The organism is Bacillota bacterium, assembly GCA_024655925.1.
GTDB lineage: Bacteria > Bacillota > DTU025 > DTU025 > JANLFS01 > JANLFS01.
In genome coordinates, this window is the sequence record JANLFS010000035.1 from 16,275 (window position 1) to 27,080 (window position 10,806).

Genomic DNA, 10,806 nt, shown 5'->3' on the forward strand with positions numbered 1-10,806 from the left:
GCGCAACCGTTATTACCTGCAAGCCGCGGGTTGGGTTCGGTCTGTGCCCGTCTCTAAACGGACCTGTCTCTCTATGACCCCCGCCTGCTCAAGCTGTTCTACTCGCATCTGAAGTCTCCGCAATTGGCCGCTTCTATCCGCGCCCTCCTGCACTGCCATGAGGAACTGGAGTGTTGCCGCAGTGATGGCCAACAACCCCCTGTCACCCCTGCCCATGCCCCGGTTAGCTCGATCGTAGCAAGTTGCTGACGCGTCAGTCCCATGACTATCCCCCCGTGTGAAATGCAGTGACAGCCACAGAATACGCCCGCTCGCCGTCTGCGGCCGCCCGCCCGCGCATGAGTCGACTGCAGGAGGCGGGGCGAGGTTGTCGAATCGTCCAGGAAGGGAGGCAGGCCGCTTTCTGCCCACTGGAGGTCCTGAGGTTCTGCGGCCTGAGCTTGAACATGGGGAGGCGCCGTAAGATCCTGATCGCGCTCGGGGCAATCTTGGCCGTTTTCGGAGCCGGGTTCAGCGTGTACATGGTCGCTGTAGGCGGCAAGCTCAGGGAAGTCAGGGAGATCCAGATAGCCGACGTAGACCTCACTGGGGTGCCCGACGGCGTCTACGACGGATCATTCAGTTATCTGTCCTCGAGGATCGCTGTGAAGGTGACCATCAAGAATCACAGGATCTACGCTATAACCATGACGGAACCGGGCAAGACCAAGTACGGCCGGCTGGCCGAGGGCGTCATACCCCGGATCCTCGAGGCTCAGACTCCAAACGTGGACGTAGTATCCGGCGCCACCACTACGAGCAAGGCCATCCAGAAGGCTGTGGAGAATGCGATTGCCGCCGCGATGGGCCATTGACTCGCGGACCCCGGGGCAGGCACGTTGATCTGCGTTTCCCGCGAATGACACTGAGTAGAACCGGAAAAGGAGGGAGGTCGCACGGATCCGGCTTTGACCGGAGTTCCACGACCGCTGCACTATGGATGACGCTCTCAAGCTTGTGGCCGATCTCATGGCTCTATCAGCCAGGACCGCGCCGAAGGGCGCTGGAAAGGATTTCGTCGTAACCGAAGTCATCACAGGCGAGAAGCTCAAGGCCCTCGCGGAGGAGATGAACCGGTACGGCGTGGAAACCGGGAAGGTCAATTTCGACCGCGACGGCCGGGGAGTGGAGGTGTCAGGCGCCTTGCTCTTGGTCGGCCTGAAAGGGGCGAAGTCCGTCGGCCTGAATTGCGGGGCGTGCGGCTATCCCAGGTGCGCAGACCTGCCGTCCATCCACGACGGACCCGAGTTCGCCGGACCGATGTGCGTCTGGCGTCTTTTGGACCTCGGGATCGCTCTTGGCTCTGCCGTGAAGACCGCGTCCATTCACAACGTGGACAACCGTATCATGTACCGCGTCGGCGTCCTCGCAAGGAAGATGGGACTGATCGACGCCGACGTCGCAGCAGGTGTGCCCCTGACCGCCACCGGCAAGAGTCCGTTTTTCGATAGGTAGGATTGCCCGCTCGCTCCTCTGGTGAGCACGCAGCCTGCCGTCGGCGTGGAACCCGACCGGGCTGGATCCAACCGCGTCAGACCCGACTGCACCGGGTTTGACCGTGCGAGACCCGCCTGCATCGAACCCATCGGTATCAAACAAGCCGGCCCGCTGGAACGCCTGAGCGTCCCCAGGGGCCGGCTTCGGGTCTAGCATCCGGTATAGCCTATGGCCGCTACTGCGGCCGCACCCACCCGGAGATGGTCACGAACTGGTTGTCCTGGGCCTTCAGGAAGTACATTGATATCTTCCCTGCTCTCTCGTTCGGGCCGCAGTTGATGTCCTTCGCCATGACCCCGTTCCAGTTGTTGATGGCCTCAAGGGACGAGATCATCTTGGCCCATGTCAGGTCGCGCCCGGCCCGCCTGAGGCCTTCAGCGAAGACCTCGCCTGCGATCACCCCCGCCACGGCGTAGGCGTTGGGAACCTCCTTTGGGAATGTGGCCTGGTAGATCTCCAGGCACTTCTGCCAGTCGGGGTCCTGCTCATCTACAACCGGGACCCAGCCCGCCATGATGACCCCGTTCCAAGCCGGACCCGCCTGGGCAAACAGGGTCAAGTCCGCGTTCGGGTAGGTCGTCAGACAGGGCGGCGAAGCGCACGAGCAGCGGAAACGTCAAGTCCGCGTTCGGGTAGGTCGTCACCCAGGTGGGTTGGAACCCGAGGCTCGCGGCCTGTTTGACAATGGCGGCCGCCCGGCCCGAGAGGGTATAGAGGACTACTACGTCAGGCTTCTCGGCCATAGCCTTGAGAATAGTGGGGGTGTGGTTTACTTCGTTCGCGGCGAAACCGAGTCCGAACACGAGGCTCCGTCCTAGCTTCGCGAGCTGCCCCTTGACGCCGGCTAGGCCCTCCGTGCCCACATCGGTCTTCTCGTAGATGGCCCCGATCCTCTTGGCTTTCAGCTCGCCCACCGCGTACTGAGCGATGATCTTGCCTTCATTCGTGCAGTTGGGCTGGACCGTGAACACGTTCTTCTTGGGCGGAATAGACAGAGCGAACGCTCCGGATCCCTGGTAGACGTATGGGATACCCCGCGCGACGATGTAGCCCAGGACCGCGAGGTTGCCGTATGTCCCAAGCCCGCCCACGAGCGCGAATATGTTGTCCCGCTCCACAAGCTTTTTCACGGCGCCGACGGTCTTTGACGGGTCGAGCTGATCGTCCTCGACGATCAGAGTGATCTTCCTCCCATGGATGCCGCCGGCTTTGTTGATCCAGTTGAAGTAGGCTTCCATCCCGCGCTTCATCGGCACCCCGATTGCCGAGAACGGCCCCGAAAGCGCCTGAAAACTCCCGATCACGACTTCGGTGTCGGTGACCCCCGGGACCCGCTCCACGGCCAAGGTGACCGTCGAGAACGCGATGGCCAGGCAGACTGCCATGATGACGCACCGGGTGATTCTCCTGTCTCCTCCTCCTTCGATTGCCCATAGTAACCCTTCAGGCGGACGATCCGCCCAGGTAAAGCCGTGCGATGATCTCGTTCGCCTCGAGCTCCTTCGATGGACCCTCGAGTTTCACCGCCCCGTTTTCCAGAACATACGCGTAGGTCGAAATCCTCAGAGCGAGCCTTGCGTTCTGCTCCACCAGCAACACTGTGGCGCCTGAACGATTGATGTCTCTGATTATGGCGAAGATCTCCCGGACAACTAGGGGCGCAAGCCCAAGAGACGGCTCATCCAGAAGCAGTATCCTGGGGCGCGCCATCAGAGCCCTTGCTATGGCCAACATCTGCTGTTCCCCGCCTGAGAGAGTCCCCGCCGCCTGCGATGCCCGCTCGGCCAGGACAGGGAACCGGCTGAACACCATGTCAAGATCGGCGCTGATCCCCGCACGGTCGGAACGAAGGTAGGCCCCGATCATCAGGTCCTCCCTGACCGTGAAATCGGGGAATATCTGGCGTCCCTCAGGCACTTGAACTACCCCGAGCCTCACCCTGACCTCGGAGCTCTCGTGTTGGATCTACCTGGAATCGAGCTCTATGCGGCCTTCTGAGATCTTGGCAACCCCGGATATCGCCCTGAGGGCGCTGGTCTTTCCCGCGCCGTTCGCCCCTGGAAGGGCCACAACCGAGCCTTCGGGAACACGGAGCGATACGCCCCGAAGCGCGCGAGCCACGCCGTAGCAGAGGCTGACGCCGACAAGCTCAAGCATTGGCCTACTCCTCTCCGAGGTAGGCTAAGATCACCGCTGGGTCGCGCCGAATCTCCTCAGGGGTTCCGCTCTTGATCAGAACGCCGAAGTTCATGACTGATATCTTCTCGCATAACCCCATGACAAAGGACATGTCGTGCTCTACCAGAAGGATGGAAATCCCCCACCGGTCCCGCGCCGCCCTGATGATCCCGGCGAGTTCCCGGGCCTCCGCATCGTTCATTCTGGCGACCGGCTCGTCCAGAAGGAGGAGCCTTGGCTTGGTCAAAAGCGCTCGCCCGAGCTCAACCAGTTTCTGGGTGCCGTAGGGAAGCGACCGCGCCGGACCAGCGACGTAGGAGCGGATGCCGAGGAACTCCGCGATCTCAAGGGCTTCCGCTCGGAGCTCCGACTTCTCACGGCGCTCCGTCGAGAGGCCAAGGCCTGCGGAGGCGATGTTGGCCCGTCCGCGATGGTGGGTCCCCATCATGAGGTTATCGAGCACCGAGAGGTTCCGAAACAGTTCGAGGTTCTGAAATGTGCGGGCGATCCCGAGCTTGGCAAGGCGGTCGGGCGCCCGGGTCAGAAGGTCCGTCCCGTCGAACGTGATCGTCCCCGAGACGGGTTTCAGGAACCTTGAGACCGCGTTGAACACTGTACTCTTGCCGGCTCCGTTCGGCCCGATCAGCCCTCGTATCTCCCCCGCCTCGACCGACAGATTCAAGTCCCGGACGGCATAGAGTCCGCCGAACCTCACGGTGAGCCCACAAACCTCAAGAAGCGCCATGCGGAACACCTCCCCGACCGTCCCTGGCCCTCCGTCTTCTCGCGGTCTTCTCCCTGATCACCCAGGGCAGGCTCGCAAGCCCGTAAGGAAGGAATATCACGCAGAGAGCGAGCGCGAGGCCTGTTACGATTGTGGACGCAGACTCCATCCTGGTGAAGGGCAATGTAGTAGCAGGCCATGTCAGACGCGAGGCTGACGCCGAAAGCGAACGGCCTCGCTCCAGCCACCCCAGTGAGAATGTTGAGCCCGGTGGCGGCCATGATCGACACGCCCACCATCGCCTCGGTGTATAGGAGGAACCCGCTCCGCCCCACGATCCAGGGGAACGCGACGAGAGCAAGGCCGGTCAAGACGGCGCGCAGACGAGCCCGGGTGAACCTGTTCATCGCCGGGCCAAGTCTGGTACGTTGAACGAGGAGATAAAGGACCACCGAGAGGGCCAGAGCCGTTCCGAGTTGGAGAAGACCGTCGCGGGTGATTATGATGGACCCGATCCGAAGAGGCATTCCTGTGACAAGAGGGGGCATGTAGGCCGGGTTGTAGCCGAAGATCCACAGGGCGAGGCCTTGCACTGTCATGACCAGGCCCATCGTGACGATGATCATCCCAATGAGCGGCCCGTTCTCCACCGGCCTCAAGAAGATCCGCTCAATGGCCGCGCCGAAGATCCCCGCGAACGCGATTGTCCCGAGGATCGCGGCCCATATCGGCATGCGCATTCGAACCAGGAGCGTGAATGTGACGAACGCGGATATCATTGTGATCTCGCCGTTCGCGAAGTTGACTATGTCCATGGTCTTATAGATCAAGACCAGCCCGAACGCCATCAGGGCATAGAGAGCGCCATAGGAGAGGCCTTGCACCGCTGATTGAAGAATCAACCTCTTACGCCCCCTCCCCCAGATCCTGCCGGTTCCCGCTGTTATGCACGGTCGACGATCATCGACATACCCATTCCTCCGCCGACGCACAAGGTGGCAAGCCCGGTGTGGAGACCTTCATCTATGAGGGCATGGATCAGGGTGACGAGTATCCGGGCACCGCTTGCTCCCACAGGATGGCCGAGCGCGATCGCTCCGCCCCGGATATTCACTTTGCTCGGATCCCATTGCAGTTCCCGCCCTACCCCCAGCGTCTGCGCGGCAAATGCCTCGTTCGCTTCGATCAGATCGATGCCGTCCAGAGACATGCCGATCTTGGCCAGGGCCCGTCGGGTAGCAGGGACAGGACCCAGCCCCATGAACGCGGGCTCAACCCCTGCCGAAGCGTAAGACCGAACAGCCACCATGGGCTTGATCCCGAGCTCCTTCGCTTTGTCCGCGCTCATCACCACGCACGCCGCGGCGCCGTCGTTTATGCCCGACGCATTGCCAGGAGTGATAGTGCCGTCTTTCTTGAACGCGGGCTTCAGCTTCGCAAGGCTTTCTACGGTAACCCCGGACCGCGGGTATTCGTCCCGGACGAACTTCACAGGCTCGCCTTTCTTCTGAGGTATCTCCACCGGTACGATCTCGGCGTCGAACTTCCCGGCCTCCATCGCCGCCTGCGCTTTGGCCTGGCTTGAGGCGGCGAACTCATCCTGCTCCAGTCGGGTTATGCGGTGTTTCTCCGCTATGTTCTCAGCGGTCATCCCCATGTGGACATCTGTGAACGGACACCACAAAGCAGCTGTCAACATCTCGTCCTTCAGAACCTCGTGGCCCATCCTCATCCCCCACCTGGCCCGGTCGAGGAAGTAGGCGGCGTTGGACATGCTCTCCATGCCCCCCGCGACCGCGATCTCCATATCCCCCGCAGCTATAGCGGTGGCCGCCATTGCCACGGTCTTCAGGCCTGACGCGCACATCATGTTGATGGTAACCGCGGGGATCTCAACCGGCACGCCCGCCGCGAGCGAGGCCCTCCTTGCCGGGTTCGCCCCTTGGGATGCGGGGAGTATGGACCCCATCAGCACCTCATCGACCTGGCCCGGCTCGATTCGGCTTCTCCTGATGACCTCCTGAATCACCACCGCCCCCAGTTGCCAGGCGGGAAGGCCCGCAAGCGCGCCCCCGAACGATCCGATCGCGGTCCGCGCCGCTGAAGTGATCACAACTTCCTTCATATTGCCACTCCTTTCAGCGCTGAGATCCGTATCCGCTTTCTTTGTTTGTTTGTTCCAATCCACGCGCCCGCGCGGGGCGCGACCGTATCCGAACTTGCCGACTTCTCCTTCGATGAACCGAGAAGCCTCCGGAAAACTGGGAAAAGCCGTTCCTCTCCGGTTTGGATGTGCCTGACCAGAACCCGCCACCGCGACGTATCCGCCATTCCGGAATCGTCGGTATCCTGAGTGAACCGCACAACGAATGAGGCCATTACTACTTCTCCACCAGCCCCGGTTACGCCCACCTGAAGACCGTGCACGCCATGGCGTATCCGCCCCCTGAAGCGCAGAGGACAACCACATCCCCCGGCTTGATCCGGCCGAGCTTGACAGCATCGTCGAGAGCCATCGGTATGCGGGCAGAGCCGGTGTAACCCCATTTGTTCATTACGCAGTGGGTGCGGTCCATGGGAAGTCCGTATTCGGCCATTACCTCTTTGATAGTGACAAGCCTTATCTGAGTAAACAGGTACATGTTCACGTCATCTGTGGTCAATCCGGCCTTCGCGAGGGTTTCGCGGATGAGGGGAACCCAGTGCGCGAAATTGGTCTCAGGAGGATAAGGCTTGAGGAACCTGACCTTGTGAAGCCCAGTCTTGATTGACTCCTCGTTCGCCGGGGTTTTGGATCCGCCCACATAGATGCCCATGTAATCGTGGTACTGCCCGTCCGTGATGAGCTTGCCCCCGAGAAACCCAGGCGAGTTAGAGATAGTAAGCACAACCGCTCCGGCACCGTCAGCGAGTATCGTGGGTGTTCTGGGATCGTCCCAGTCGACGTACTTCGTCATGGCGTAAGTGCCGATGACGAGCACGTTCCGGTAGGCTTTGTCGGAAAGTATGTACTTCGCTCCCATGTCCACCGCTGTGACAAACGCGGCGCACGCGCAATTCACGTCGAACGTCCCCGCGTTCGAGGCCCCCAGCCGGTGCTGGACTACGCTTGCCGTAGCGGGGGAGACGTATTCGGGTGTGTCGGTGGCGACGATCACGAGGTCGAGATCGGTCGCGGCAATCCCCGCGGACCTGAGAGCGTCCTGAGCCGCATAAGTCGCCAGGTCGGCCGCGCTCTCCGAAGCAGCGGCATAGTGACGTTCCCGCTGCCCGATCACTTCCGCGGTCCGGTCCATTGCCTCCTTGCCCCATCTCTCGGCGAGCTCGTCGTTGGTCGCGACTCTCTCAGGCACATACCGCCCGGTCCCGGCGATCTTGGCACACCTGGGCATGTGAGAGACCCCTCCCGTCTACCAGATTTGGTATTTCTCCGCCACTTCCAGAAGCCAGTCCCTGAACTTGGGGTGCGCTATTCCCACAAGCGCGCGGACCCTGTTCCTGACGCTCTTGGCCTTGAGATGCGCAATTCCGTATTCAGTGACGACGTAGTCAACATCCATCCGCGACAAGGTCACAGCTGAGCCCGGGGCAAGGATCGGGACGATTGTCGAAAGCGTCCCGCCCTTCGCCGTCGACCTGAGCGCGATCACGGATTTGCCCCCGGGAGACATCTGAGCTCCGCATGCAGTGTCAACCTGTCCCCCCGAGCCGGAAAACTGCTTCGTGCCCAAGGACTCCGATGAGACTTGCCCGGTGAGATCGACCGCAAGGGCCATGTTGATACTGACCACACGGTGGTTCTTCGCAATTATGTAAGGGTCGTTGGTGACGAACCCCTGTTCAAGCCAGACACCTGGGTTGTCGTGAATGAACCGGTAGAGCTTTTCCGTTCCGTACGCGAAGGTCCCGACCATCTTCCCGCGCCAGACTGTCTTCTTACGGTTCGTGATCACCCCCGCCTCGTAGAGGTCGACCATTCCGTCGGTCAACATCTCGGTGTGGATCCCGAGATCCCGCCTGTCCATAAGTGCGCGGGCAATGGCGTTTGGAATTCCCCCGATCCCTAACTGGAGAGTTGACTCGTCCTCTATCAGACTCGCAACGTGCTGCCCTATTGCGATCTCTTCCTCGCTTGGCTCGATGTGCTCAAGCTGGAAGTTGGGTATGTGGTTTTCCACCACCGCATCTACCTCGGATATGTGGACCATGGTGTCCCCGTATGTCCGCGGCTTGTGTTCGGAGACCTCAAGGGCCACGGTGTCCGCATGGTCCATCATGTATCGCTCGTATGTGACGCCGAGCGAGAGAGATAAGAACCCGTGCTTATCCATGGGAGATGCGGTTCCCCAGAAGACCTGGGGCGGATCGAACTCGACCTTCTTTCTTATGGCCTGGCTCAGGTGGTTCGGAACGAAGGAGACGAGCCTGATCTGATGCGCTCGCCTGGCGGCTGGGCCGTAGAACCAGGCTTCATGGAGAAAATGCCCCTCCATGGAAGGATTCGCGAAGAACTCGTAGTCCCCTATCATGAGGGCGGAGATAACTCTGACGTCCACGAGTTCATCCCTCCGCCTGGAAAGCGCCGAAAGCAGCCCGGCCGGTTCCGAGGCAGCCATTCCCACACAGATCAGCTGCCCGGACTTCACCCGGGCCACCGCCTCCTCCACCCCGACGAGTTTGCGCCTGTATTCCTCGTTAACGTTCATGAGCAGTCCCTCCCAGGCCCGGCGGGACCCGCGGCGCGGACACGGCGGGCCGCTCCCGGACTCCGGGGCGCGTTTCATCGGCTGAGCTAAATGCTTATGCCGCCGTCCACAGAGAGAACCGCACCTGATACTAAGTCCGCGTCGTCGGATGCAAGGTATAGGTAAGCCAGGGCGACGTCCCGAGGGGTCCCGAGCCTTCCCGCCGGCGTCTTGGACTTCATCATCTCAAGGATGTTCCCAGGCATCTTCGCGGTCATGTCAGTCAAGATGAAACCCGGCGCCACCGCGTTCACCGTCACACCTTTTCGGTCGAGCTCGCGCGCCCAGACCTTCGTCATGCCGATGACCCCGGCCTTGGTGGCGACATAGTTCGTCTGCCCAAAATTCCCGTGTATCCCCACTACAGACGACGCGTTGATGATTCTCCCTTTGCCGCGCGCGATCATAACCGGGGCCACCGCCTGTGTCACATTGAAGACGCATTTCAGATTGATGTCCATGACTCGATCCCACTGCTCCTCCGTCATCTTGACGAGACTGGCGTCCGCGGTGATGCCTGCGTCGTTCACAAGGATGTCAATACCGCCGAATCTTGCGACTATAGCGTCCACAACGTCTCTGATCTGCGCCCGATCGCGCACGTCCATGGCGAAAAACGCAGCACGTGCCTGGATCCCTCAAGCTCTGCGCAGAGAGCCCGCCCGGCCTCCTCGTTTATGTCCACGATCCCTACTCGAGCGCCTTCCTGAGCAAAGACCATGCACGTTTCCTTCCCAATGCCCAAGGCCCCGCCCGTAACCACGGCCACTTTGTCCTTGAGCCTCACCCGGGACCACCTGCCTTTGTGGTAGTGAGAGCCGGACACCGGAAAAGAAGGCGCCCGGCGCCTGCACCAAAAGCATAAGGCCCGGGCGTTGCCTGGGAGTTACAAACCGGTTACACGTTCAGGCGAGTTCCACCCGATCCCCGACATGTTGGAGGATCTGCTGATACAGCCGCACCGTGCTGGGCATGGGCGAAACCGAAAGACCGTTGGCCAGGCGCTCGGTACATCTTTCGAAAGCGCGCGCCGCGGCTGACCTCGACCCGAGCCTCGCATGGCAGAACATGAGCAGCCGGTAGGCCTCCTCCCAGCAGTCGTCCCGAGTGAGGATCTTCTCCGCCACCGCAATACACTCATCGTATCTCTCCGCGGCGGCGAGCATCTTGGCGAGCCTGGAGGACGAACGCAGGTAGAGCGAGAACAACCTCTCCCGCTCAGCCGAACACCAGTCCTCATAGGGTGCGCAGGCGAGATAGTCCCCCTCGTATAACTCAAAACCTCTGCTATAGAGGTCCATGGCTTCCGCGGGGGATCTGTCCACGAGCAGGTTCGCCTTGGTCACAAGGCTCTCGAACTCCTCGGCGTCAAGCCAGTAGCCGGACGCGAGGTTGAGCCCGTATGCGTCACCCTGCCTGATAACGTAATAGGACGACGGACGCGCGGGGCCGGGCGGGTTGAGGAGGCTCTCAATCACCGGAGTTCACCAGGACGACGCACGCGCGGGGCCGGGCGGGCTCGATCGCGTTGCACAGCGCGTTGAGAGCGACCTTGAAGCCCCGGTTTGAGGTCTCGAAGTCCTGCCTCTTCCTCCACCCGCATTAGGGGGCTAGAGAGGCAGG

Annotated in this window: 10 protein-coding genes and 2 pseudogenes; 2 read left to right on the top strand and 10 right to left on the bottom strand. The window is 61.3% G+C overall.

Annotated elements, in window-relative coordinates:
• Nucleotides 1–338 precede the first annotated feature (338 nt).
• Both NUW23_07160 and NUW23_07165 read left to right on the top strand, forming a co-directional pair.
• Nucleotides 339–854: an FMN-binding protein gene (locus tag NUW23_07160; protein MCR4425958.1), complete on the top strand. Its 516-nt coding sequence runs from the start codon at nucleotides 339–341 to the stop codon at nucleotides 852–854.
• A gap of 121 nt (nucleotides 855–975) precedes the next feature.
• Nucleotides 976–1,494 (top strand): DUF2148 domain-containing protein, encoded by a 519-nt coding sequence (locus tag NUW23_07165; protein MCR4425959.1) that lies wholly within the window; start codon nucleotides 976–978, stop codon nucleotides 1,492–1,494.
• Nucleotides 1,495–1,711: 217 nt separating this feature from the next.
• On the opposite strand, the gene NUW23_07170 is transcribed toward NUW23_07165, so the two are convergent.
• From NUW23_07170 to NUW23_07215, 10 genes and pseudogenes are all read right to left on the bottom strand, one after another.
• Nucleotides 1,712–2,050 carry an ABC transporter substrate-binding protein gene (locus NUW23_07170; protein MCR4425960.1) on the bottom strand — a complete coding sequence of 113 codons (339 nt, stop codon included), beginning with the start codon at nucleotides 2,048–2,050 and terminating at the stop codon, nucleotides 1,712–1,714.
• A complete protein-coding gene (locus NUW23_07175; GenBank protein ID MCR4425961.1) occupies nucleotides 2,022–2,921 on the bottom strand; it encodes an ABC transporter substrate-binding protein in 900 nt (299 codons plus the stop codon). The genes NUW23_07170 and NUW23_07175 overlap by 29 nt, the downstream gene beginning before the upstream one ends.
• 58 nt (nucleotides 2,922–2,979) lie before the next feature.
• Nucleotides 2,980–3,693: pseudogene (locus NUW23_07180) on the bottom strand (ABC transporter ATP-binding protein).
• 4 nt (nucleotides 3,694–3,697) lie between these two features.
• Entirely contained in the window at nucleotides 3,698–4,459 is a 762-nt protein-coding gene (locus tag NUW23_07185; GenBank protein MCR4425962.1) for an ABC transporter ATP-binding protein, read from the bottom strand.
• Nucleotides 4,426–5,340 (bottom strand): branched-chain amino acid ABC transporter permease, encoded by a 915-nt coding sequence (locus NUW23_07190; protein MCR4425963.1) that lies wholly within the window; start codon nucleotides 5,338–5,340, stop codon nucleotides 4,426–4,428. The genes NUW23_07185 and NUW23_07190 overlap by 34 nt, the downstream gene beginning before the upstream one ends.
• A 41-nt stretch (nucleotides 5,341–5,381) precedes the next feature.
• Nucleotides 5,382–6,563 carry an acetyl-CoA C-acetyltransferase gene (locus NUW23_07195; GenBank protein MCR4425964.1) on the bottom strand — a complete coding sequence of 394 codons (1,182 nt, stop codon included), beginning with the start codon at nucleotides 6,561–6,563 and terminating at the stop codon, nucleotides 5,382–5,384.
• A gap of 277 nt (nucleotides 6,564–6,840) precedes the next feature.
• Nucleotides 6,841–7,830, bottom strand: a complete 990-nt coding sequence (locus NUW23_07200; protein ID MCR4425965.1) for a ketoacyl-ACP synthase III — start codon at nucleotides 7,828–7,830, stop codon at nucleotides 6,841–6,843.
• A gap of 18 nt (nucleotides 7,831–7,848) precedes the next feature.
• Nucleotides 7,849–9,144, bottom strand: a complete 1,296-nt coding sequence (locus tag NUW23_07205; GenBank protein ID MCR4425966.1) for a 4-hydroxybutyrate--acetyl-CoA CoA transferase — start codon at nucleotides 9,142–9,144, stop codon at nucleotides 7,849–7,851.
• Nucleotides 9,145–9,230: 86 nt separating this feature from the next.
• A pseudogene (fabG, locus tag NUW23_07210) lies at nucleotides 9,231–9,970 on the bottom strand (3-oxoacyl-ACP reductase FabG).
• A 118-nt stretch (nucleotides 9,971–10,088) separates the two neighbouring features.
• The gene (locus NUW23_07215) at nucleotides 10,089–10,661 is read right to left on the bottom strand and encodes a bacterial transcriptional activator domain-containing protein (protein ID MCR4425967.1); all 573 of its coding nucleotides are present in this window, start codon (nucleotides 10,659–10,661) and stop codon (nucleotides 10,089–10,091) included.
• Between the last annotated feature and the right edge of the window lie 145 nt (nucleotides 10,662–10,806).

Bases quoted from the DNA above. Each gene is read 5' to 3' on its own strand.
- NUW23_07160 (MCR4425958.1), top strand. From the start codon at position 339: ATGAGTCGACTGCAGGAGGCGGGGCGAGGTTGTCGAATCGTCCAGGAA.
- NUW23_07165 (MCR4425959.1), top strand. From the start codon at position 976: ATGGATGACGCTCTCAAGCTTGTGGCCGATCTCATGGCTCTATCAGCC.
- NUW23_07170 (MCR4425960.1), bottom strand. From the start codon at position 2,050: ATGGCGGGCTGGGTCCCGGTTGTAGATGAGCAGGACCCCGACTGGCAG.
- NUW23_07175 (MCR4425961.1), bottom strand. From the start codon at position 2,921: ATGGCAGTCTGCCTGGCCATCGCGTTCTCGACGGTCACCTTGGCCGTG.
- NUW23_07185 (MCR4425962.1), bottom strand. From the start codon at position 4,459: ATGGCGCTTCTTGAGGTTTGTGGGCTCACCGTGAGGTTCGGCGGACTC.
- NUW23_07195 (MCR4425964.1), bottom strand. From the start codon at position 6,563: ATGAAGGAAGTTGTGATCACTTCAGCGGCGCGGACCGCGATCGGATCG.
- NUW23_07200 (MCR4425965.1), bottom strand. From the start codon at position 7,830: ATGCCCAGGTGTGCCAAGATCGCCGGGACCGGGCGGTATGTGCCTGAG.
- NUW23_07205 (MCR4425966.1), bottom strand. From the start codon at position 9,144: ATGAACGTTAACGAGGAATACAGGCGCAAACTCGTCGGGGTGGAGGAG.